Origin of the sequence: Streptomyces sp. NWU339 (assembly GCF_003143855.1) — a bacterium.
GTDB lineage: Bacteria > Actinomycetota > Actinomycetes > Streptomycetales > Streptomycetaceae > Streptomyces.
Genome location: NZ_QFRK01000019.1, coordinates 1 through 23,231 on the forward strand (window position 1 = coordinate 1; position 23,231 = coordinate 23,231).

Consider the following 23,231-nt stretch of genomic DNA (forward strand, 5'->3'; position numbering starts at 1 on the left):
GACCGGCAGCGCCGCCCGCGGGAAGTGCAGCGCCCGCACCAGGCCCAGGTTGCCGGAGATGGCCCGCACCCCGGCCAGCACCGAGCTCTGGGTGAAGGTGAACACGAACACCCCGGTCACCAAAAACGGCACGTAGATCTCGTGCGGGATGCCTTTGCGGGCGCCCAGCAGCAGCCCGAAGATGAAGAAGTACACGGCCGCGTTCAGCAGCGGGGTGGCCACCTGCCACAGCTGGCCCAGTTTGGCCTGGCTGTACTGCGCGGTCAGCTTCGCCCGGGAGAAGGCCAGGATGAAGTGCCGGCGCGCCCACAGCTGACGGACGTACTCGGGCAGCGACGGCCGGGCGCCGCTGACCGTCAGCCCGTACCGGGCGGCGAGCTCGGCCGCCGTGAGGCCCTCGTCGGGCGGTACGGACGCGCTGACCGCGACCGTGCCGTCGTGCGTTGTCTCACTCACTGGTGGAAGCTTTCCCTCTTCGAGATGCGCGGCCCCCGCGGGCCTGGCACGTGCCGGGGGCCCGGGGTGTGGTCCCGTGGTTCCCGGCTGGTTCCGGATACGAGCTTGTCAGATGACGGGGGGCCGGCCCAGCCGGGTCAGCCGCCACACCGTACGCCACTTCATGGGCCGGCGGGGCCCGCAGGGGGTGGTCCAGCCCTCCCGGAAGCCTCCGAACCAGGCCTTCAGGGCCGGGCGTGAGGGCCTGCGCACCAGCGTGAGCAGCATCCAGACGCTCAGATAGACGGGGAGCAGGGGCGCGGGAAGATTGCGACGGGCCAGCCAGACCCGGTTGCGGGCGACCATGCGGTGGTAGACCGCGTGCCGTGAGGGGGCGGTGGTCGGGTGGTACAGCACCATGTCGGACCGGTAGTCGATCATCCAGCCGGCGTCGAGGGCCCGCCAGGCCAGGTCGGTCTCCTCGTGGGCGTAGAAGAACGCGTCGGGCAGTCCGCCGACGTCGGCGAAGACCCGGGTGCGTACGGCGTTGGCACCGCCGAGGAAGGTCGTCACCCGGGAGGAGCGCATCGGGTCGGCGGCGCGCAGCCGGGGCACGTGGCGGCGCTGGGTGGCCCCGGTGTCCGGGTCGGCGATGCGGAAGCTGATGATGCCGAGCCCCGGGTCGGCCGTGAACGCCTCGCGGCACAGCTCGGCGGTGTCGTGGCTCGCCAGGAGGCCGTCGTCGTCGAGGAACAGCAGGATGTCGACGTCCCGGCCGTTCGGTCCGAAGGCCTCGATGCCGACGTTGCGGCCGCCGGGGATGCCGAGGTTCTCCGGCAGCTCGACGGTGCGCACGCCCTCGGGTACGTCGGGGACGGGCGAGCCGTTCCCCACCACGACCACCTGGACCGGGGCGCCCTCCTGCTTGGCGACGGACTCGAGCAGGGCGCGCAGTTCGTCGGGGCGGTTGCCCATGGTGATGATCACCGCGCCGACCGTGAGGGAGGAGCCCACAGCGGTCACCTCAGCCTGCTGGAGGCAAGGATGGACACCAGGTGCAGAACGGTCTGCACCAGGGCGATCCCGGCGAGGACGGCGGTACCGAGCCGGGTGAAGAACAGGTCGCCTCGGACCGCGTCCACGATCGCGAGGACCAGGATCAGCAGGGACGCCTCGACACCGAGGATCAGCCGGTGGAACTTCAGGGCCCCGGCGGCCCGGCGGGCCAGTGCCATGCCGGAGGAGCGCGGCTCGGAGGCGGCCTCCTTGACCGGCGGCAGCCCGCCCTGGTGGCGGGCCACGCCGACCAGGTCGGTCTCGGCCTTGACCAGGATCGCGCCGAGGGCGGCCAGAGTGCCGAGGAAGGCCCAGAGCCAGTCGATGCGCCCGGTGCCCCACAGGTCGGCTGCCCGCAGGCCCAGTCCGACCAGGACGGCGGCGTCGCACAGGTAGGCGCCGACCCGGTCCAGGTAGACCCCGCTGAGCGAGAACTGCTGCTTCCAGCGGGCGACCTCGCCGTCGACGCAGTCCAGCAGCAGGTACAGCTGGACCATGACCACGCCGAGGACGGCCCCCGTGATCCCCGGCACCAGCAGGGCCGGGGCCGCGAGGACGCCGAAGACGGTCATCAGGTACGTGAGCTGGTTGGGCGTGACCCTGGTGTTCACCAGGTAGCGGTCCACCCGCAGGGACACCTCACGCATGTAGAGGCGTCCCATCCAGTGCTCACCGCTGCGCCGGTCCTTCACCCCCGCGGGGTGTACGACCGGGCGGAGTTCAGCTACCGATGGCCTTGACATAGTCGGCGTAGACGTCCTTGATCTGTTCGGTCTTCAGGTCGAGATGCTCGAGGATCGTGTAGCGGCCGGGCCGGGTCTCCGGGGCGAATTCGACGGCCCGGACGAACTCCTCCGTCGTGAAGCCGATCTCCTGGGGCAGCACCGGCAGCCCGTGCCGGCGCAGCACCTCGGCCATGTACACCGACTCCTCGTGCGCGCCACGCAGGTACATCGCGAAGGCCGCGCCCAGCCCGCACTGCTCCCCGTGGGCGGCGGCCCGCTTGGGGAAGAGCAGGTCGAAGGCGTGGTTGATCTCGTGGCAGGCCCCGGAGGACGGCCGCGAGTCACCGGACACCGACATGGCGATGCCGCTGAGGACCAGCGCCTCGGCGAGCACCTGGAGGAAGTCGTTGTCGCCGATGCCCCCGGGATGGCGCAGCACGGACTCGCCGGCCTGCCGGGCCATGGCCGCGGCGAGTCCGTCGATCCGCTCGCCCTTGACCCTGCACGCCAGTTCCCAGTCCGCGACGGCGGAGACGTTGGAGACGGCGTCGCCGATCCCGGCGCGTACGTAGCGCACCGGGGCGTCCCGGATGATGTCCAGGTCGATGACGACGGCGATCGGGTTGGGCACCCCGTAGGAGCCGCGTCCCGCGTCGTTGTCGAGGGTGGCGACGGGCGAGCAGAGACCGTCGTGCGCGAGGTTCGTCGGTACGGCGACCAGGGGGAGGCCGACGCGTGCCGCGGCGAACTTGGCGCAGTCGATGATCTTGCCGCCGCCGAGTCCGACGACCGCGTCGTAGTGGCCGGCCTTTATGGCACCGGCCAGCCGGACCGCGTCGTCGAGGGTGCCGCCGCCGACCTCGTACCAGGTGGCGCCGGGCAGCGACGGGGAGAGCCGCTCGCGCAGCCCGGTGCCGGAGCCGCCGCTGACGGCGACGGCGAGGCGTCCGGACTGCGAGATGCGCTCGTCGGCGAGGACACAGCCCAGGTCGTCGAGGGCGCCGGGGCGGATGTCGACGACGAGCGGGGAGGGGATCAGCCGGGTCAGTACTGGCACGTGATCTCCCGTCCGCGGGCGAGGTCGTCGTGGTTGTCGATCTCCACCCAGTCGATGTCGCCGATCGGCGCCACGTCGATCCGGAAGCCGCGGTTCACGAGCTCCTGGTAGCCGTGCTCGTAGAACTGCTGCGGGTCGGTCTCCCACACGGTCCTCAGCGCGTCGGCCAGCTCCGGGGCGGCGTCGCCCTCGATGAGGGTGACGCCGATGTACTCGCCGGTGGCCTCGGCGGGGTCCATCAGCTTGGTGATCCTCGTCATGCCCCGCTCGGGGTCGGCGACGACCTTCATCTCCTCGTCGGCGAGCTGCTTGACCGTGTCGAGGGCGAGGATGATCCGCTTGCCGTCGCCGCGGGCGGCGAGCAGCGTCTTCTCGACGGAGACGGGGTGCACGGTGTCGCCGTTGGCGAGGATCACTCCGTCCTTGAGGGCGTCACGGCCGCACCACAGGGAGTAGGCGTTGTTCCACTCCTCGGCCTTGTCGTTGTCGATGAGGGTGAGCTTGAGCCCGTACTTCCGCTCCAGGGCCGCCTTGCGCTCGTACACGGCCTCCTTGCGGTAGCCGACGATGACGGCTGCCTCGGTGAGGCCGATCTCGGCGAAGTTGCCGAGGGTCAGGTCGAGGACCGTCGGCTCACCCTCTATGCCCGCGGGCCCCACCGGCACCAGCGCCTTGGGCAGGGTGTCGGTGTAGGGACGCAGACGCCGTCCGGCGCCGGCCGCCAGCACGAGGCCGATCATGCGGGTTCTCCTTCATCGTGTACGGCGGGCGCGCCGCCCCGGTGGGCGGCCACCCAGAAGCGGATGCTCTCGACGAGCACCAGCAGGGCCACGGCCACGGCGAGCACCGTGAGTGCGACCGTGAACTGCGAGGCGGTGAGCAGGGCCGCCAGTACGGCGACCGCCAATGTGCGGCCCTCGTGCCCCCCGATCGCCCGCACCAGCCAGGGCGGGGGCGCGCCCGCGTTGCCGCGGATGCGGTAGACCGTGTCGTAGTGATGGTAGGCGACCGCGGCAACCAGTCCGTAGGCCGCGGGTAGCGCTCCGTTCACGTCCGCGTTGGCCGCGAGCGCCAGGACCGTGCCGTACTCGGCGGCGCGGAAGAAGGGGGGGACCAGCCAGTCGAGGGCGCCGCCCAGCGGGCGGGCGACGGCCAGGGCGGAGGCCGGGACGTAGAGCAGGGCCGCGAGGACGGTCCACGGTCCGCCGAAGCCGGTCAGGGCGGCCGTGGTGACGACGGCGGCGCCGCCGAGCAGGGCGACGGCGGGGGCGGTGAAGCCGGGCAGGCTCCGTGCGGTGTTCCTCAGCACGGCCGCCAGGCGCTCGGCGAGCGGCCCGGTGTCGGCCAGGTCGGCGAGGGCCCGTGTCGCGCGCTCGGCGCTCCCCCAGGGCTGAACGCCTGGGGGGACCCCCATGGCCCTGCGGTTCCGCGAGCGCAGGACACGGCCCGCCGTGGTGTACGTCGCCGCGAAGGCGCAGCCGATCAGCAGGGCGTAGAAGGTGATGCGGGGGGTCGTGAGGGCGGTGAGGACGGCGAGCATCGCCCAGCGCTCACCGATCGGCAGGACGATCATGCGGCGGACCCAGACCGTCCAGCCGACGCTGTCGAGGCGGTTGGAGAGGGCGGCGGTGGGGCTGGTGTTGGCAGGGTCCCCCGTGTTCGCCTCGTTGAAGGAGAAGTCCACGACGTGTCGGCAGGTCTGCAGGACCATCGCGCCGAGGGCGAGGCCCCACACGTCGTCGCCTCCCCCACTGCCGCTCGCGGCCGATGCGCCGAGGGCGAGGCCCGCGTAGTAGGCGTACTCCTTGGCGCGGTCGAAGGTGGCGTCGAGCCAGGCGCCGAGGGTGGAGTACTGCAGGGAGTAGCGGGCGAGCTGACCGTCGGTGCAGTCCAGCACGAAGGAGGCCAGCAGCAGGACGCCGGCGGCGACGAAGCCGCCGCGGGTTCCGGTGGCGGCGCAGCCCGCCGCTATGAGCGCGGTGAGCAGCGAGGCGGTGGTGACCTGGTTGGGGGTCAGCCCGCGGCGGGCGCACCAGCGGGCGAGGTAGCGGGAGTACGGGCTGACGCAGTAGGTGGTGAAGAAGCCGTCGCGGGCCTTGACCGCCGACTTCAGGCGGACGGCCTCGTCGTCGACCGCGGCGACGGCCTGCCTGGCCTCGTTGCGGGCCTGCGGGTCGTCGGGGACGGTGGCGACGAGGCTGCCCAGGTCGGGGCGGTACACGTCGATGCCGTCAGCACTGTCGGCACAGTCGGCTTCGAGGGCGGCGACGACGCGGTCGGCGAGACTACCGGTGAGGGTGGTGCCGCCGGCCGGGCTCTCGCCGGTGGCGGAGCTCTCGCGGGCCATCGCGCGGGTCAGGGCCTGGCGGCCGGCCGGCTGGGCGGTGACGGCGCCGGGGATCGCGGCGAGCGGGAAGCGCGGGTCGGTGAGACCGAGGCGCAGCGCGTGCTCATGGCCCACGAAGCGGGCGTCGACGACGGCGACCCGTCGGCCTGCGGACACCTCGGCGAGCAGGGTCTCGGCCTCGGCGGTGTCGGCCGCGATCCGCACGTCGAAGCCGAGGGAGCGCAGGTCCGACTCGAGTGACGAACCGGGGACCGGCTGTCCGGTGAGGATGGCGGTCGACAACCGAATCTCACTCCCTGGAGTGTCGGCGCGTCCACGCCGGTCGTGTACATGAGTGGGGGCGCCCGTACGTGCCTCCGGGCGGCATGTCGGCTGAGGCTATCGGATGTCCCTGAACCCACGTTCACCGCGTGTTCGACGATTGGATCGACGTGGTTCCACTCGCATCCCTGCCGCGATCATCATCAGGGATGGCGGGGCCGACTCACAAACCACGCACCCAGAAGGGACATTGAGTCGAATACGGGACATTGCCGGTCGGAGGCGGGCCGCCGGTCGCGGCATGGAGCGGCTTCGTCCGATTCTCCGCCGGCGCCCGTGTGCGGCGATCCCGGTGTGGACCTCATCACGGAGGACGGCTGCGCCGCAAGGTTCGAGGAACGCCCGACCACTCCTGACCTGCGATCGGTTTCCGCAGGTCAAGGCACATGACAACGGTGTTCAGTGCCGCGTTGCCCCATACCCCCCACCCGTAGTTCACTGTGATCGGGACGAGCGACGAAAGGACGGTCTCCATGGGGGCTGGGCACGATCACGGGCACGCGCACGGAGCACCCGCCGGCGGTACGGCGAGTGCGGCGTACCGCGGCAGGCTCCGGGTGGCGCTGACGATCACGCTCGGTGTCATGGTCGTCGAGATCGTCGGCGGTGTGCTGTCCGGCTCGCTGGCCCTCGTCGCCGACGCCGCCCACATGGCGACCGACGCGCTGGGGCTCGGCATGGCCCTGCTGGCGATCCATTTCGCGAACCGCCCGCCGAGCGAGCGCCGCACCTTCGGATACGCCCGTGCGGAGATCCTCGCCGCCCTGGCGAACTGTCTGCTGCTGCTCGGGGTGGGCGGCTATGTGTTGTTCGAGGCGGTCCAGCGGTTCGTCTCGCCGGCCGGCGTCGAGGGCGGGCTGACCCTGGTCTTCGGCGCGATCGGTCTCGTCGCCAACTTGGTGTCGCTGACGCTGCTGATGCGCGGGCAGAAGGAGAGCCTGAACGTGCGGGGGGCGTTCCTGGAGGTGGCCGCCGACGCGCTCGGCTCGCTCGCCGTGATCGTCTCCGCCCTGGTCGTCATGACCACCGGCTGGACGGCCGCCGACCCGATCGCCTCCCTCGCGATCGCCTTGATGATCGTGCCCCGCAGCTTCAAGCTGCTGCGCGAGACATTGGACGTCCTGCTGGAGGCGGCGCCCAAGGACGTGGACATGGCCCAGGTCCGCGCGCACATCCTGGCCACGGACGGCGTCGAGGACGTCCACGACCTGCACGCCTGGACGATCACTTCGGGCATGCCGGTGCTCTCCGCCCACGTGGTGGTCCGCCCCGAGGTCCTCGACGCCCTCGGGCACGAGAAGATGCTGCACGAGCTCCAGAGTTGTCTGGGCGACCACTTCGACGTGGAGCACTGCACCTTCCAGTTGGAGCCACGCGGCCACGCGGAGCACGAGGCACGACTCTGCCACTGAGGCGGCGCCGAAGGCGTGCCCGGGGCGTGGGGCCGGGGACCGCTCGCCGGCGGAACGCATCCTTTCGCCCCCGTTCCGGCGCCCTTTCCCTCATGCCGTGCGGCTCCGGACGGTTCTGCGGCAACCGGTCCGGGCACGATCGCTTACCGAGCCCCCTCCCGGTGTCCGGCCGACGCCACCGGCCGGTCGCGCCGCCCGCGGGACATGCGGGCGGGCCGGGAGTGCCGGGAGTGCCGGATTCGTGCGGCAGACTGGGGCGCGAAGACCGAGTGAAGGATGGGTATGCCGATCACACCTGCCAACGCGACGCACAGTCCGTCGAACGGTACCGCCGAGGCGATCTTGCTGGAGCTGGTCGACGACGAGGGCGTGACGATCGGCACCTCGGAGAAGCTGGCCGCCCACCAGCCCCCGGGACAGTTGCACCGGGCGTTCTCGGTGTTCCTGTTCGACGAGCGCGGGCGGCTGCTGATCCAGCAGCGGGCGCTGGGCAAGTACCACTCCCCCGGTGTGTGGTCCAACACCTGCTGCGGTCACCCCTACCCCGGTGAGGCACCGTTCGCGGCGGCGGCCCGGCGGACCTTCGAGGAGTTGGGCCTGTCCCCGTCCCTGCTCGCCGAGGCCGGCACGGTCCGCTACAACCACCCGGACCCCGCCTCGGGCCTGGTGGAGCAGGAGTACAACCATCTGTTCGTCGGCATGGTGCAGGCACCTCTGCGGGCGGACCCGGAGGAGGTGGCGTCGACGGCGTTCGTGACCCCGGACGAGCTGGCCCGGCGGCATGCCGAGGACACCTTCTCGGTGTGGTTCATGACCGTCCTGGACGCCGCCCGCCCGGCGATCCGGGAGCTGACGGGACCGTCGGCGGGCTGGTGACCGTGCCGGTCACCCGCCGGTGACCGGTTTCAGAGCCGCACGGGTTTGAGCGGCAGGGCGGCCCAGACCACCTTGCCGCCGCTCGCGGTGTGCTCCACGTCGCACAGACCGCCCGCCTCGTGGGTGATCTCGCGCACCAGGAGCAGTCCGCGGCCGCCGGTGCGGCCGTGGTCGGTCTCCAGGGCGGTCGGGCGGTAGGGATGGTTGTCCTCCACGCACACCCGGACCCACTCGGCACCGACGGCGACCTCGACGGCGAGCGTCGGGGAGAGCAGTGCCGCGTGCCGTACGGCGTTGGTGACCAGTTCCGAGACGATCAGCAGCAGTCCCTGGACCACGTCGTCGGCGACCGGCACCCCCTGGCGCAGCAGCAGGTCCCGTACGGCGTGGCGCGCCTGCGGGACCGAGGCGTCGACGGCGGGCGCGGTGAAGCGCCAGACACCCTCGTACGGAAGCGGCGCCGCGGTACCCGCCTCGAGGGATCTCTCCCCGCCCTCCGGGCGTGGGCCGGGGCCGCTCCCCTGGTCGTCCATCGTCAGGTCGCCGCCCTCACACTCGATTGTCACCACACGTCGAGTGTTGGTAACGATCCGCGTCTCCCCGAAGTGCTGAACAGAAGTCAGCGGATATCGAGCGTTTCTGATCGTCGACGTTTGTCGCCGCCCATCGCGGGATCGTTTCTGCTCGCCTGGCGCCACCTGAGCAAACTATTCGGATTGTATGGGTTTGCCCTCACCCTCTCCTTCGTCGTGCGCTCCTGCCGGTCAGTGCCCCGACCGGGGCGGATAGCATCCGACCCCATGGAGCCCCAGGTGCTGCACAGTGTCACCGATGCGGTCGCCACGGTCGTCATCCGCCATCCGGCGAAGCGCAACGCCATGACGACCGCGATGTGGCGCGCGCTGCCGCCGCTGCTCGACACGCTGGCGGGTGACCCCGGGGTACGGGCACTGGTGCTCACCGGCGAGGGCGGGACGTTCTGCGCCGGGGCGGACATCTCCACGCTCCGGGGGTCGCCGCAGGAGGCGCAGCGGCTCGCCGTGGCGGCCGAGGAGGCACTCGCCGCCTTCCCCAAGCCGACGCTGGCGGCGATCCGGGGCCACTGCGTCGGCGGCGGGGCACAGCTGGCGGCGGCCTGCGATCTGCGGTTCGCCCAGGAGGGAGCGGTGTTCGGGGTGACACCGGCCAGGCTCGGCATCGTCTACCCGGCGTCCTCCACCCGGCGGCTGGTGTCGCTGGTGGGTCCGTCCGCCGCCAAGTACCTGCTGTTCTCGGGTGAATTGATCGACACCGGGCGGGCCCTGCGTACGGGACTGGTCGACGAGGTGCTCCCCGAGGGCGAACTTGGCCGGCGGGTCGCGGAGTTCACTCGGATCCTGACATCCCGTTCGCAGTTGACGCAGGCCGCGGCGAAGGAGTTCGCGAACGGGCGCACCGACCGGGACGACCACTGGAGCGAGCGGGCGCACGGGAACGGCGACACCGCGGAGGGGGTCGCCGCGTTCCTGGAACGCAGACCGCCCCGGTTCACCTGGAGCCTTTCGGGTCAACGACAGACCGCCTCGGGGCGGTCGTAGCGGCACGGCGCGCATGTCGAGGCGTCGACGAGGTACACGGAGGCCCACATGGTCCGTCCCGGCCGAAGACGGTCGGGGGAGGAAAGGGGAAACACGTGTTCCATGCCATCGCGGATGTCCTGCGCCAGATCGGCGGCGCCGTCGCCACCGTCGTGACGCTGCCGTTCCGGGCTCTGGCCCGTCTCTTCGGCGGTGCCTCGTCCGCCGGCCGTGGCCGGCGCGCCTGACCCGGCGCGCGCCACGGCCCGACGAGTCGCCGCCCTGATCCCCGATTGTCGGCGCCACCTGCCACAATTGCCGCGCAACCTCAGCGAAGAAGGCGGTACGGGATCGTGACGACACCCCCCACAGGGTCCATCGAAGGCAGGATCGCCGGGGAGCTCGGCGTACAGGAGCGGCAGGTCAGAGCCGCCGTGGAACTGCTCGACGGCGGTTCGACGGTGCCCTTCATCGCCCGCTACCGCAAGGAAGCGACCGAAATGCTCGACGATGCGCAGCTGCGCACGCTCGAGGAGCGGCTGCGCTATCTGCGGGAGCTCGAGGAGCGTCGCACGGCGATCCTGGAGTCGGTGCGCGAGCAGGGCAAGCTCACCGAGGAGCTCGAGGAGCGGATCCGGGGCGCGGAGACCAAGGCGCGCCTGGAGGACATCTATCTGCCGTACAAGCCCAAGCGGCGCACCAAGGCACAGATCGCGCGTGAGGCGGGGCTGGAACCGCTGGCGGACGGGCTGCTCGGCGATCCGGGCGTCGAGCCCCTCGCCGCGGCCGCCGCGTTCGTGGACGCCGACAAGGGCGTCGCCGATCCGCAGGCCGCCCTGGACGGAGCGCGGGCCATCCTCACCGAGCGGTTCTCGGAGGACGCCGACCTGATCGGCGAGCTGCGGGAGCGCATGTGGGTGCGCGGGCGGCTCGCCGCCAAGGTGCGCGACGGCAAGGAGGAGGCGGGCGCCAAGTTCGCCGATTACTTCGACTTCGCCGAGCCGTTCACCGAGCTGCCCTCGCACCGGGTCCTGGCGATGCTGCGCGGGGAGAAGGAGGAGGTCCTCGACCTCGTCCTGGAGCCGGAGGAGGCGACGGACGGCCCGTCCTCGTACGAGGGCCTGATGGCCCACCGGTTCGGGATCGGCGACCGGGGCCGTCCCGCGGACAAGTGGCTGCTCGACACGGTCCGCTGGGCCTGGCGTACGCGCATCCTGGTGCATCTCGGCATCGACCTGCGGCTGAGGCTGCGTACGGCGGCCGAGGACGAGGCGGTGCGGGTGTTCGCGGCCAACCTCCGTGACCTGCTGCTCGCCGCCCCGGCCGGCACCCGCGCGACGCTCGGGCTCGACCCCGGGTTCCGTACGGGCGTGAAGGTCGCCGTGGTGGACGCGACCGGCAAGGTCGTCGCCACCGACGTGATCCACCCGCACGTCCCGGCGAACCGGTGGGACGAGGCGATCGCCAAACTGGCCCGGCTCGCCCGGGAGCACGCGGTCGAGCTGATCGCGATCGGCAACGGCACCGCGTCCCGTGAGACCGACAAGCTCGCCGGCGACCTCATCACCCGGCACCCCGAGCTGAAGCTGACGAAGGTCATGGTGTCCGAGGCGGGCGCCTCCGTGTACTCGGCGTCCGCGTTCGCCTCGCAGGAGCTGCCGGACATGGACGTGTCGCTGCGCGGCGCGGTGTCGATCGCGCGGCGGCTCCAGGACCCGCTGGCCGAGCTGGTGAAGATCGACCCGAAGTCGATCGGCGTCGGCCAGTACCAGCACGACCTGTCCGAGGTGAAGCTGTCGCGTTCGCTGGACGCGGTGGTGGAGGACTGTGTGAACGGCGTGGGCGTGGACGTCAACACGGCGTCGGCGCCGCTGCTCGCCCGGGTCTCCGGCATCACGTCCGGGCTCGCCGAGAACATCGTGGCCCACCGGGACAGCAACGGGCCGTTCGGGTCCCGCCGCGAGCTGAAGAAGGTGCCGCGGCTCGGTCCCAAGGCGTTCGAGCAGTGCGCCGGCTTCCTCAGGATCCGCGGCGGCGACGACCCGCTGGACGCCTCCAGCGTGCACCCGGAGGCCTACCCGGTCGTGCGGCGCATGGTGAAGACCTCCGGCCAGGAGGTCGCCTCGCTGGTCGGCAACACCGCCGTGCTGCGCTCGCTGCGGCCGCAGGACTTCGTGGACGAGACGTTCGGTCTGCCGACCGTCGGGGACATCCTCCGGGAACTGGAGAAGCCGGGACGCGACCCGCGGCCGGCGTTCAAGACCGCCGCCTTCAAGGAGGGCGTGGAGAAGATCTCCGATCTGTCGTCCGGGATGATCCTGGAAGGCGTGGTGACGAACGTGGCGGCCTTCGGCGCGTTCGTCGACGTCGGCGTCCACCAGGACGGCCTGGTCCACGTCTCCGCCATGTCGAAGACGTTCGTCAAGGACCCGCGGGACGTGGTGAAGCCGGGCGACATCGTCAAGGTGAAGGTCCTCGACGTCGACATCCCGCGCAAGCGGATCTCGCTGACGCTGCGGCTGGACGACGAGGCCGCGGAGCAGGGGGACGCCTCCGGCGGGCGCCGGCAGCGCGGCATGGGACGCCCGCCCCAGCAGCGCCAGGGGCAGGGTCAGGGCCGCGGGGGTGGCGGCGGTCGCGGAAGCGGCGGCGCGCGTCAGGCGCCCGCGCCGGCGAACAGCGCGATGGCCGACGCCCTGCGCCGCGCGGGCCTGGTCGACCCCAAGAACGGCAGGCGCTGACCTCTCCCCGGGGCCCGGATTCTCCGCTGCGGCGTGGGGGTCCGGGCCCGGCCCGTCCGTAGAGCGTCGGCATGTCGACATCACGGGTCGGCACTCGGGACGTCATGGCGAGCGAGGAGTGCGAGACCGCCCGGGGCGGGCTGTCAGCGGGCCCGCTGCGGGCCGTATGACCCTCACGTCAAACGTGTGCCCGTCCCGGTCCGGCCGGGGTCGGCGCCCGGCGCCGCGTCAGCACTCGGTGTCAGTACTCCGTCACCTTGCCGTCGGCCACTTCCAGGCGGCGGGTGACGTGCACCGCGTCGAGCATGCGCCGGTCGTGGGTGACGAGCAGGAGAGTGCCCTCGTAGGAGTCCAGGGCCGACTCCAGCTGCTCGATGGCGGGCAGGTCGAGGTGGTTGGTCGGCTCGTCGAGGACGAGGAGGTTGACGCCCCGGCCCTGGAGGAGGGCGAGGGCGGCGCGGGTGCGTTCGCCCGGGGAGAGGGTGACGGCGGGCCGCATCACCTGGTCCGCCTTGAGCCCGAACTTGGCCAACAGGGTGCGGATCTCGGCCGGTTCGGTGTCCGGTACCCCGGCACGGAAGGCGTCGAGCAGGGTGTCGGTGCCGTGGAACAGGGCGCGGGCCTGGTCGACCTCGCCGAGCAGGACGCCCGAGCCGAGGGCGGCGTGCCCGGCGTCGAGCGGGACACGGCCCAGCAGGGCGGCCAGCAGGGTGGACTTGCCGGCGCCGTTGGCGCCCGTGACGGCCACCCGGTCCGCCCAGTCGATCTGCAGCGAGACCGGCCCGAGCACGAAGTCGCCGCGTCGCACCTCGGCGTCCCGCAGCGTCGCCACCACCGCGCCGGAGCGTGGGGCCGCCGCGATCTCCATACGCAGCTCCCACTCCTTGCGCGGCTCCTCGACCACATCCAGGCGCTCGATCATGCGCTGGGTCTGGCGGGCCTTGGCGGCCTGCTTCTCGCTCGCCTCGCTGCGGAACTTGCGGCCGATCTTGTCGTTGTCGCCGCCCGCCTTGCGGCGCGCGTTCTTCACGCCCTTGTCCATCCAGGACCGCTGCATCTGGGCGCGTTCCTGGAGCGCGGACCTCTTGTCGGCGTACTCCTCGTACTCGTCGCGGGCGTGCCGTCGGGCCACCTCCCGTTCCTCCAGGTAGGCCGTGTAGCCGCCGCCGTAGAGGTTGATCCGCCGCTGGGCGAGGTCGAGTTCGAGGACCTTGGTGACGGTGCGGGTGAGGAACTCGCGGTCGTGGCTGACCACGACCGTCCCGGCGCGCAGCCCGCTCACGAAGCGTTCGAGGCGCTCCAGACCGTCCAGGTCGAGGTCGTTGGTCGGTTCGTCGAGCAGGAAGACGTCGTAGCGGGACAGGAGGAGGGAGGCGAGGCCTGCCCGGGCCGCCTGGCCACCGGACAGGGCGGTCATGAGGTGGTCCGGGCCGACGGTCAGGCCGAGGGAGGCGGTGACCTCCTCGGCTCGCTCGTCGAGATCGGCGCCGCCCAGGGCCAGCCACCGCTCCAGGGCGTCGGCGTACGCGTCGTCGGCGCCGGGCGCCCCGTCGACCAGGGCCTGGGTCGTCTCGTCCATGGTCCGCTGGGCCTCGGCGACACCGGTACGCCGGGACAGGAACTCCCGGACGGTCTCGCCGGGCCGGCGCTCCGGCTCCTGCGGGAGGTGTCCGACGGTCGCCGTGGGCGGGGAGAGGCGCAGCTCGCCCTGCTCCGGCGCGGTGAGGCCGGCGAGCAGGCGCAGCAGTGTGGACTTGCCGGCGCCGTTGGCACCGACCAGGCCGATCACGTCGCCGGGGGCGACGACGAGGTCGAGGCCGCTGAACAGGGAGCGGTCGCCATGGCCGGCGGAGAGGTTCTTGGCGACGAGGGTGGCAGTCATCAGACCGCCGATCCTAGCCTTCGGGCTCATCCGCCGGCGCGCCGGTTCCGGCCGCCGCACGGGCATCGTGCCGCTCCCCCGGCTTTTCCCGCCCCGGTCCTCACCGCCGCACGGACGTCGTCCGTACCGCCCCGGCGGTGCGGGCCACCAGGTAGGACTCCCCCTTCACCGCCTTCGCGTCCAGGGGGATGCGGTGGATTCCCGGTTCCAGGACGCCGTCGAAGAGTTCGTGGGTGTGGGCGCGGGAGAGGCGATCAACGCGGTACGCGGTGAGCCGTACCCGGCAGGACGAGGTGACCTCGACCTCCGCCACGGCACCGGCCGCGGAGACCGGGACGCTCAGAGCGGTGAGGCGGCGCTGCTCGGGCGGGCTGCGGTCCAGGGCGTGTTCGGTCTGGGCGACGAGGAGGGGGACGACCGGGGCGAGGCCGTCGACGCAGGGCACGTCGATGCCGGCGGCGGCGAACGCGCCGCGTACGGCGTCCCGTTCGGCGGCGCCGGCCGACCGGCCGAAGACCACGGCGCTGTAGCCGCGCAGTTCGTCGGCGGGGACGCCGTCGGCGTCCTGGGCGATGTCGGCGCCGATCCCGATGGTGCGCAGGGCCGCGGCGAGCCTGGCGAGCAGGGCGACGCGGGCCCCGATCAGCAGGACACGGCGGCGGGTGCCCTCGGCGCCGTCCAGCAGGGCGGCGAGGGCCGTGCGGTAGTCGGTGCCGCGGAAGCGGAACGGGCCCAGGCCGTGGTAGCCGTTGCGTTCCAGGTCGGCGTGCTCGTCGGTCTGCCAGGCGAAGTCCCGCCAGATGTAGTCCTCGCCGTCCCGTTCGATGGCGGCGGTCACCGCGCCGCAGGCGAGGTCCTCGCAGTCGGGGCAGCCGTAGACGATGTACCGGCCGGACGGCAGCGGGGCCTCGGTCTCCAGCAGCAGGCTGCGGACCTGGGCGGTGAAGATGGCGGGCGGCACGTCGGAGGCGAGCGGGGAGACGGCGTCGAGGTCACAGAGGCGGAACAGCAGCGGGCGTCCGTCGACGACGAAGTCGACGAAGTCCCGGTGGACCCGGTAGTCACCGCCGGAGAGGAGTCCACCGGCACGGATCGCCGGTGTCAGGCCGAAGGTCGCGTACTCGGCAGGCATGTTGTGAGTATTACCGCAGTCGGACGGACACGAGCACGGCATGACGTATTCCGTTGACTTCGCAATGCGCGGGCCGGGCAGTGGACGGGCCGGCCACCCCGCTTCCACGGAGACGGCCGGCCCGCTCGCTGCCGCCGAGGGCGGTTGAAGCGGCGTCGGCGGTCATTGCTTGCCGATCGGGTCTCCCTCCACGTCCGGCCCGGGGCCGGGGCCGATACGGAGTTCGAAGTCGCCGTCGTACTTCGTGTGACCCGCGATGACGGCCATGTCGACCGCCTCGGAGGCCATCTCGCCCCGCACGATGAGCGGATCGCGGCGCAGATCGCGCATGAGCGCCACGCACATCATGATCATCACGATGACGAACGGGGCCGCCGCGAGGATCGTGAGGTTCTGCAGGCCGGTCAGCGCGTCGCCCTGGCCGCTGCCCACCAGCAGCATGATCGCGGCGACGGCGCCGGTGACCACGCCCCAGAACACCACCACCAGGCGGTCCGGTTCGAGCGCCCCCTTCTGCGAGAGGGTGCCCATGACGACCGAGGCGGCGTCCGCGCCCGAGACGAAGAAGATGCCGACGAGGATCATCACCAGCAGGCTCGAGGCCGTGGCGATGGGGTATTCCTGGAGCACCGCGAACAGTTGGCCCTCGGGGGTCGCCTCCGCACCGAGCCGGCCCTGCCCCTGGAGCCGCATCGCGGTACCGCCGAAGATCGCGAACCAGATCAGGCTGACCGTGCTGGGCACGAGGATGACTCCGCCGATGAACTGACGGATCGTACGGCCTCGGCTGATGCGGGCGATGAACATACCGACGAACGGCGTCCAGGAGATCCACCACGCCCAGTAGAAGACCGTCCAGCTGCCCAGCCACTTCGCCACTCCCTGGCCGGCGCTGATCTCCGTACGGCCGGCCAGCTGGGGCAGGTCGCCCAGGTAACCGAAGATGGAGGTGGGCACCAGGTCGAGGACGAGGATCGTCGGGCCGGCCACGAACACGAACAGGGCGAGCACCAGGGCCAGCACCATGTTGGTGTTGGACAGCCACTGGATGCCCCTCTCCACGCCCGACACGGCGGAGGCGATGAATGCGACCGTGAGCACCGCGATGATGCCGACCAGCAGCCCCGTGCTGACCTTGTCCAGCCAGTTCAGTTTCCGCATGCCGGAGCCGATCTGCAGCGCGCCGAGGCCCAGGGAGGCCGCCGAGCCGAAGACGGTCGCCACGATCGCGAGGATGTCGATGACGCGGCCGGGGGCGCCGTTGGCGTGCTTCGCCCCGATGAGCGGGGTGAAGACCGCGCTCATGGTCTGACGGCGCCGCCTGCGGAAGGTGCTGTAGGCGATGCCCAGGCCGACCACGGCGTAGATTCCCCACGGGTGCAGCGTCCAGTGGAAGAGCGTGGTCGCCATGGCCAGTTCCATGCGCTCGCCCGAGTCGGCCGGGTGGGTGCCCGGCGGCGCGGTGATGTAGTGCGCCAAGGGCTCACTGACGCCGTAGAACATCAGGCCGATACCCATGCCCGCGCTGAACATCATCGCGACCCACGAGACCGTGCGGAACTCGGGTTTCTCGCCCTCGGCGCCGAGATGGATCTTTCCGTAACGGCTGATCGCGAGCCAGAGGGCGAAGACGACGAAGCCGGAGGCGGCCAGCATGAACGCCCAGCCGCCGTTGTGCATCAGACCGGTGAGCGCGGTGCTCGAGACGTCCTCGAGCGATTCGGTCGCTGTGGCGCCCCATACGACGAACGCGACGGTGAGCACGGCCGTGACACCGAACACCACCCGGTCGGTGCGAGGGCTCTCACGTCCGGTGGGTTCCGTTCCCGAAGCCGACCCCGGGCCTGCCGTATGGTCCTTGTCGCCGGGTTGATCCTGCGTCACGGGCGGCACCTTTCGTCGAGCCGATGGGCGGAGCTTCACTCCCCCAGACAAGCCCCTACCACATATGGCCTGAAACTCACCTCCCGGCAGTCGTCGTCCTGTCGATCGACGGCCGGACCGTGACCGGCAGTCGGAGTGGCCGAGGTGTCGCACTGCTGGTGGGACAGTGATACTGCTGTACATGACGACCGACATCGAGGGGCCGGCCCTCACGATCGACGAGCTGGCGGCGAAGGCCGGGGTCACGGTGCGGACGGTCCGGTTCTACGGCAGCAGAGGGCTGCTGCCGCCCCCGGTGATCGGGCCGCGTCGCGTCGGTCACTACGGGCAGGAGCACCTGGCCCGGCTGGCGCTGATCGAGGAGTTGCAGCGGCAGGGCATGACGCTGGCGGCCATCGAACGGTATCTGGGGCAGTTGCCGCCGGATCTGAGCGCGCGGGACCTGGCGATCCAGCGTGCGGTGGTGGCCTCCTGGGCGCCCGGCACGGTGGAGAGGGTGTCGCGCGAGGAGTTGGAGCGGCGCGCGGGGCGGGTGCTGGACGAGGAGGATCTGCGGCGGCTGGCCGCGCTGAACGTCGTCGAGCGGGACGGCCAGGACTTCCGGGTCGACGCGGGTCTGCTGCGACTCGGCGTCGAGCTGCTGGACGTACCGCTGGCGCACGAGACGATCCTCGCCGCCCGCGCGGCGCTCACCGAGCATGCGCGCGCGGCCGCCCAGGACCTGTCGCGTTTGTTGCGGGACGCGGTGGCGGAGCGGGACACGCGGGAGGTGAAATCGCTGTCCGCCCATATGCATCCGCTCGTGGTGCAGGCGCTGCTGACGACGTTTCAGCGATCGCTGCGCGAGGAACTGCGGGAGTGGCTCGACGGCGGGGAATGAACGGGGAGACGGGGACGGGCGGGGGGACGGACAGCGGGGGACGGGCCCGCGTTCCCGTCCCCCGCCCGGGCGCTCCCGGCGCCTCAGCCGGCGTCCGTGAACCGCTCCCCCTTCTCCGCCTTGGCCACCAGCAGCGCCGGCGGCGCGAAGCGCTCGCCGTAGCGCTCGGCGAGTTCACGCGCGCGTGCCACGAATCCGGGCAGGCCCGTCTCTCCCCCGGCGCGGGCATCTCCCCCGGCGCGGCCGTCGTAGCCGTTGATGTACTGCAGGACGCCGCCGGTCCAGCCGGGGAAGCCGATGCCGAGGATGGAGCCGATGTTGGCGTCGGCAACCGAGGTCAGCACGCCCTCCTCCAGCAGCCGGACCGTGTCCAGCGCCTCGGAGAACAGCATCCGCTCCTGCATGTCCCGGAACGGGATCTCGTGGCCGGGCTTGGTGAAGTGCTCCCGCAGGCCGGGCCACAGGGCGTCGCGTCCGCCGTCCTCCTTGTACGTGTAGAAGCCGGCGCCGGCGGCGCGGCCGGGGCGGTCGTACTCGTCGACCATGCGGTCGATGACGGCGTCGGCGGGGTGCTCGGTCCAGGTACCGCCGGCCTCCTCGACGGCCCGCCTGGACTCGGTCCGGATCTTGCGCGGCAGGGTGAGGGTCAGCTCGTCCACCAGGGACAGCACCTTGGCGGGGTAGCCCGCCTGGGCGGCCGCCTGTTCGATGGAGGCGGGCTCGATGCCCTCGCCGACCATGGCGACACCCTCGTTGATGAACTGGCCGATGACGCGTGAGGTGAAGAAGCCGCGCGAGTCGTTGACGACGATCGGCGTCTTCTTGATCTGCCGGACCAGGTCGAAGGCACGGGCGAGCGCCTCGTCCCCCGTCCGCTCGCCCTTGATGATCTCGACGAGCGGCATCTTGTCGACGGGCGAGAAGAAGTGCAGCCCGATGAAGTCGCCCTGGCGTTCGACGCCTTCGGCGAGGGCGGTGATGGGCAGGGTGGAGGTGTTGGAGCACAGGAGCGCGTCGGGGGCGACGACGTTCTGGATCTCCTGGAACACCTTGTGCTTGAGGGTGGTGTCCTCGAAGACGGCCTCGATGACCGCGTCGCAGCCGGCCAGGTCCTGTGCCTCGGCGGTGGGCGTGATCCGGGCGAGCAGCGCGTCGGCCTTCTCCTGGGTCGTCCGGCCCTTGGCGACGGCCTTGGCGCACAGCTTCTCGGAGTAGCCCTTGCCCTTGACCGCCGCCTCCAGGGAGACGTCCTTCAGGACGACGTCGATCCCCGCGCGGGCGCACGAGTAGGCGATGCCGGCTCCCATCATCCCGGCACCGAGCACGGCGACCTTGCGTACCTGGCGGGACTCGATGCCCTGGGGGCGGTTGGCGCCGGCGTTGACGGCCTGGAGGTCGAAGAAGAACGCCTGGATCATGTTCTTCGACGTCTGTCCGGCGGCCAGCTCGACGAAGTAGCGGGCCTCGATGACCTGGGCGGTCTCGAAGTCGACCTGGGCGCCCTCGACGGCGGCGGCGAGGATGCTCCGCGGCGCCGGGTAGGGGGCGCCGTTCGTCTGCTTGCGCAGGTTGGCCGGGAAGGCGGGCAGGTTGGCGGCGAACTTGGGGTGGGACGGGGTGCCGCCGGGGATGCGGTAGCCGGGCCGGTCCCAGGGCTGGGCGGACTCGGGGTGGGCGTCGATGAAGGCGCGGGCCTTGGCCAGCAGCTCCTCGTGGGTGTCGGCCACCTCGTCGACGAGGCCGTTCTCCAGGGCGCGTCGCGGGCTGTATTGGGTGCCCTGGAGCAGCACCTTCAGCAGGGCGTCGGCGATGCCGAGCAGGCGGACGGTGCGGACGACGCCGCCGCCCCCGGGGAGCAGGCCGAGGGTGACCTCGGGGCAGCCGATCCTGGAGCCGGGCGCGTCGAGGGCGACGCGGTGGTGGCAGGCCAGGGCGAGTTCGTAACCGCCGCCCAGGGCGGCGCCGTTGATCGCCGCGACGACCGGCTTGCCGAGTGTCTCGACGCGGCGCAGCTGCCGCTTGATCGCCAGGCCGCCGTCGAACAGGTCCTGCGCCGTGTCGGGGGTGACCCGGATCAGGTCGCGCAGGTCGCCGCCCGCGAAGAAGGTCTTCTTGGCGGAGGTGAGGATGATGCCGCGGATGGAGTCCGGGTCGGCCCGGAGTTCCGCCTCCAGGCGGTCGGTGATCACGGCGAGCGAGTCGCGGAACGCCTGGTTCATGGTGTTCGCGGACTGGTCGGGGTCGTCGAGGACGAGGGTGACGACGCCGGTGTCGTCCTGTTCCCAGCGGATGGTGGTGCTCTCGGTCATGAGGGGTCTCCGTAGAAGTCGCGTGTGGGTCGCTGGGGCTCAGATGCGCTCGACGACGGTGGCGATGCCCATGCCGCCGCCCACGCACAGGGTGGCGAGGCCGTAGCGCTTGTCCTGGCGTTCGAGTTCGTCGACGAGGGTGCCGAGGATCATCGCGCCGGTTGCGCCGAGCGGGTGACCGAGCGCGATGGCGCCGCCGTTCACGTTGACCTTGTCCAGCGACAGGCCCATGTCCTTCACGAAGCGGAGCACGACCGCCGCGAACGCCTCGTTGATCTCGACGAGGTCGATGTCGTCGATGGTCAGCCCGGCCTTGGCGAGCGCCTTGCGGGTGGCGGGAGCGGGGCCGGTGAGCATGATGGTGGGCTCGGAGCCGGACACGGCGGCGGAGACGATCCGCGCGCGCGGGGTGAGCCCGTAGCGCTCACCGACCTCCTTGGATCCGATGGCGACGAGGGAGGCGCCGTCCACGATGCCGGAGGAGTTGCCCGCGTGGTGGACGTGGTCGATCTTCTCCACCCAGTGGTACTTCTGCAGCGCCACCGCGTCGAAGCCTCCCAGGTCGCCGATGTCCGCGAAGGACGGCTTGAGCCCCGCGAGGGAGTCGGCGGTGGTGCCGGGGCGCAGATGCTCGTCGTGGTCCAGGACGACGAGTCCGCTGCGGTCCTTCACGGGGACGACGGACCGCGCGAAGCGGTTCTCCTTCCACGCGGTGGCCGCCCGCTCCTGCGACAGGGCCGCGTACTCGTCGACGTCCCGGCGCGAGAAGCCCTCGATGGTGGCGATCAGATCGGCGCCGATGCCCTGGGGGACGAAGTTCGTGGCGAGGTTGGTCATCGGGTCGTTGAACCAGGCGCCGCCGTCGGAGGCCATGGGCACTCGGGACATCGACTCCACGCCGCCGGCCAGCACGAGGTCCTCCCAGCCGGAACGGACCTTGGCCGCGGCCAGGTTGACGGCCTCCAGGCCGGAGGCGCAGAAGCGGTTCTCCTGGACGCCGGCGACGGTGTCGGGCAGTCCGGCGGCGATGGCGGCGATCCGGGCGATGTCGGAGCCCTGGTCGCCGACGGGGCCCACGACACCGAGCACGATGTCGTCGACGGCGGCCGGGTCGAGGTCCGGGAAGCGGTCGCGGACCTCGTGGATGAGGCCGACGACCAGGTCGACGGGCTTGGTGCCGTGCAGGGCGCCGTTCGCCTTGCCGCGCCCACGCGGGGTGCGGATCGCGTCGTACACGTACGCTTCGGTGCTCACGGGGTGGCCTTTCGCTGAGGGTCTCGGGGCGCGGACAGCAGTCGGGGGACGTCCCAGTCGCGGGCCACGTCGTCGGTGTCGGCGCCCGGCCGGGCGGGCCCGGTGCGCACGGTGGTGGGGGTGGCGGAGAACCGCGGGGCCGGTGCGGGCTGGGTGATGCCGTCGTGGTCGGTGAAGGTGCCGCGGGCGGCGAGGTGCGGGTCGTGCGGGGCCTCGCGCAGCGACAGGACGGGGGCCACGCACGCGTCGGAGCCGTCGAAGTCGGCGGTCCACTCGTCGCGGGTACGGGCCTTGAAGCGGGCGGCGACGTGCTCGCGGAGCGCGGGCCACCGGGTGACGTCCGTGTGGGCGTCCGCCTGGTCCTCGATGCCGAGGAGCCGCAGGAACTCGGCGTAGAACTGCGGCTCCAGCGCGCCGACCGCCATGTACCCGCCGTCGGCCGTCTCGTAGGTGCCGTAGTACGGGCAGCCGCCGTCGAGGAGGTTGCCTTCGCGCCGGTCCTGCCAGCCGCCGGCGGCGAGCATGCCGTGGATCATCGCCGACAGGTGGGCGGTGCCGTCCACGATGGCGGCGTCGACGACCTGCCCGGTGCCGCCCGCGCGCACGTGGTGCAGCGCGGCGAGGACGCCGACGACGAGGTAGAGGGAACCGCCCGCGTAGTCGCCGAGCAGGTTGGCCGGGACGGCCGGCGGCCGGTCCGGGCTGCCGATCATGCCGAGGGCGCCGGTGCGGGCGATGTACGCGATGTCGTGCCCCGCGCGGTCGGCGAGCGGGCCGTGCTGGCCCCAGCCGGTCATGCGGCCGTAGACGAGGCGCGGGTTGCGGGCGTGGCAGTCCCCGGGGCCGACGCCTAGGCGCTCGGCGACGCCGGGGCGGTAGCCCTCGAGGAGGACGTCGGCGCGTTCGGTCAGGTCGAGGACGCGGTCGGCGCCGTCGGAGGCCTTCAGGTCGACGACCACGGAGCGCTTGTTGCGGTTGGTGACGTCGTACGCGGCCTCGATCGCGAGCACCGGGGTGCGGGGGCGGTCCACGCGGACGACGTCGGCGCCCAGGTCGGCGAGGAGCATGGCGGCGAACGGGCCGGGGCCGATCCCGGCCAGCTCGACCACGCGCACTCCGGTGAGCGGACCCTGCGTCGGTACCTTCGTCATCGCACCCCCAGCTGTGACACAACTGATGTAACACCAGTGATGCTAAGAACACGTTCCATCCGGCACAAGAGGCCGAGCAAGCGCTTGGCCATGCGTCCCGGCCACTCTACGGCGCGGTCCGCGCCGCGCCCCCGCTCGGCTCGGCGTTCCCACCGTGGTCGTCGGGTTCCGCACCCCTCACGCTAGCCTCGGCCACCGACGGCGGCACGACCG

General features: G+C 71.8%; 19 protein-coding genes. 6 read left to right on the forward strand and 13 right to left on the reverse strand.

The window, feature by feature from the left end:
• The 6 genes from DIZ27_RS22215 to DIZ27_RS22240 form a co-directional block, all read right to left on the reverse strand.
• On the reverse strand, window positions 1-456 hold a 456-nt coding region (locus DIZ27_RS22215; RefSeq protein WP_375231993.1), incomplete at its 3' end, for an ABC transporter permease.
• 108 nt (window positions 457-564) lie between these two features.
• Window positions 565-1,410 carry a glycosyltransferase family 2 protein gene (locus DIZ27_RS22220; protein WP_109380278.1) on the reverse strand — a complete coding sequence of 282 codons (846 nt, stop codon included), beginning with the start codon at window positions 1,408-1,410 and terminating at the stop codon, window positions 565-567.
• 44 nt (window positions 1,411-1,454) lie between these two features.
• Complete coding sequence (locus DIZ27_RS22225) at window positions 1,455-2,234, reverse strand: CDP-alcohol phosphatidyltransferase family protein (protein ID WP_109380199.1); 780 nt, start codon at window positions 2,232-2,234, stop codon at window positions 1,455-1,457.
• Window positions 2,212-3,273, reverse strand: coding sequence for an iron-containing alcohol dehydrogenase family protein (locus DIZ27_RS22230; RefSeq protein WP_109380200.1), 1,062 nt, complete (start codon window positions 3,271-3,273; stop codon window positions 2,212-2,214). Before DIZ27_RS22230 ends, DIZ27_RS22225 begins: the two co-directional genes overlap by 23 nt.
• Window positions 3,261-4,013: a sugar phosphate nucleotidyltransferase gene (locus tag DIZ27_RS22235; RefSeq protein WP_109380201.1), complete on the reverse strand. Its 753-nt coding sequence runs from the start codon at window positions 4,011-4,013 to the stop codon at window positions 3,261-3,263. The genes DIZ27_RS22230 and DIZ27_RS22235 overlap by 13 nt, the downstream gene beginning before the upstream one ends.
• Window positions 4,010-5,902, reverse strand: a complete 1,893-nt coding sequence (locus tag DIZ27_RS22240) for a DUF5941 domain-containing protein (protein ID WP_109380202.1) — start codon at window positions 5,900-5,902, stop codon at window positions 4,010-4,012. The genes DIZ27_RS22235 and DIZ27_RS22240 overlap by 4 nt, the downstream gene beginning before the upstream one ends.
• A gap of 512 nt (window positions 5,903-6,414) precedes the next feature.
• Between DIZ27_RS22240 and DIZ27_RS22245 the strand changes: the two genes are divergently transcribed.
• Entirely contained in the window at window positions 6,415-7,353 is a 939-nt protein-coding gene (locus tag DIZ27_RS22245) for a cation diffusion facilitator family transporter (RefSeq protein WP_109380203.1), read from the forward strand.
• 282 nt (window positions 7,354-7,635) lie between these two features.
• Entirely contained in the window at window positions 7,636-8,229 is a 594-nt protein-coding gene (idi, locus tag DIZ27_RS22250; protein WP_109380204.1) for an isopentenyl-diphosphate Delta-isomerase, read from the forward strand.
• Window positions 8,230-8,258: 29 nt separating this feature from the next.
• On the opposite strand, the gene DIZ27_RS22255 is transcribed toward idi, so the two are convergent.
• The gene (locus tag DIZ27_RS22255; protein WP_109380279.1) at window positions 8,259-8,762 is read right to left on the reverse strand and encodes an ATP-binding protein; all 504 of its coding nucleotides are present in this window, start codon (window positions 8,760-8,762) and stop codon (window positions 8,259-8,261) included.
• Between the two features lie 267 nt (window positions 8,763-9,029).
• On the opposite strand from DIZ27_RS22255, the gene DIZ27_RS22260 reads away from it, so the two are divergent.
• From DIZ27_RS22260 to DIZ27_RS22265, 3 genes are all read left to right on the forward strand, one after another.
• Window positions 9,030-9,806, forward strand: a complete 777-nt coding sequence (locus DIZ27_RS22260) for an enoyl-CoA hydratase/isomerase family protein (RefSeq protein WP_109380205.1) — start codon at window positions 9,030-9,032, stop codon at window positions 9,804-9,806.
• 95 nt (window positions 9,807-9,901) lie between these two features.
• Window positions 9,902-10,033, forward strand: coding sequence for an LPFR motif small protein (locus DIZ27_RS47270; RefSeq protein WP_258308504.1), 132 nt, complete (start codon window positions 9,902-9,904; stop codon window positions 10,031-10,033).
• Window positions 10,034-10,138: 105 nt separating this feature from the next.
• Entirely contained in the window at window positions 10,139-12,526 is a 2,388-nt protein-coding gene (locus DIZ27_RS22265; RefSeq protein WP_109380206.1) for a Tex family protein, read from the forward strand.
• Window positions 12,527-12,767: 241 nt separating this feature from the next.
• Here DIZ27_RS22265 and DIZ27_RS22270 read toward each other — a convergent pair whose 3' ends face one another.
• The 3 genes from DIZ27_RS22270 to DIZ27_RS22280 all read right to left on the reverse strand — a co-directional run bounded on the left by DIZ27_RS22270 (window position 12,768) and on the right by DIZ27_RS22280 (window position 17,424).
• Complete coding sequence (locus tag DIZ27_RS22270) at window positions 12,768-14,408, reverse strand: ABC-F family ATP-binding cassette domain-containing protein (protein WP_109380207.1); 1,641 nt, start codon at window positions 14,406-14,408, stop codon at window positions 12,768-12,770.
• A gap of 100 nt (window positions 14,409-14,508) precedes the next feature.
• Window positions 14,509-15,540 (reverse strand): oxidoreductase, encoded by a 1,032-nt coding sequence (locus DIZ27_RS22275; protein ID WP_109380208.1) that lies wholly within the window; start codon window positions 15,538-15,540, stop codon window positions 14,509-14,511.
• Window positions 15,541-15,702: 162 nt separating this feature from the next.
• On the reverse strand, window positions 15,703-17,424 hold the full coding sequence (locus DIZ27_RS22280; RefSeq protein ID WP_109380209.1) for a BCCT family transporter: 1,722 nt from the start codon (window positions 17,422-17,424) through the stop codon (window positions 15,703-15,705).
• Window positions 17,425-17,605: 181 nt separating this feature from the next.
• Here DIZ27_RS22280 and DIZ27_RS22285 point away from each other — a divergent pair, with 181 nt between their 5' ends.
• A complete protein-coding gene (locus DIZ27_RS22285) occupies window positions 17,606-18,304 on the forward strand; it encodes a MerR family transcriptional regulator (RefSeq protein WP_109380280.1) in 699 nt (232 codons plus the stop codon).
• An 83-nt stretch (window positions 18,305-18,387) separates the two neighbouring features.
• Here DIZ27_RS22285 and DIZ27_RS22290 read toward each other — a convergent pair whose 3' ends face one another.
• The 3 genes from DIZ27_RS22290 to DIZ27_RS22300 are packed head-to-tail and all read right to left on the reverse strand — an operon-like array spanning window position 18,388 to window position 23,018.
• Window positions 18,388-20,613: a 3-hydroxyacyl-CoA dehydrogenase NAD-binding domain-containing protein gene (locus DIZ27_RS22290; protein WP_109380210.1), complete on the reverse strand. Its 2,226-nt coding sequence runs from the start codon at window positions 20,611-20,613 to the stop codon at window positions 18,388-18,390.
• A gap of 39 nt (window positions 20,614-20,652) precedes the next feature.
• Window positions 20,653-21,867 (reverse strand): acetyl-CoA C-acetyltransferase, encoded by a 1,215-nt coding sequence (locus DIZ27_RS22295; RefSeq protein WP_109380211.1) that lies wholly within the window; start codon window positions 21,865-21,867, stop codon window positions 20,653-20,655.
• Window positions 21,864-23,018: a CaiB/BaiF CoA-transferase family protein gene (locus DIZ27_RS22300; protein WP_109380212.1), complete on the reverse strand. Its 1,155-nt coding sequence runs from the start codon at window positions 23,016-23,018 to the stop codon at window positions 21,864-21,866. The genes DIZ27_RS22295 and DIZ27_RS22300 overlap by 4 nt, the downstream gene beginning before the upstream one ends.
• Window positions 23,019-23,231 lie beyond the last annotated feature (213 nt).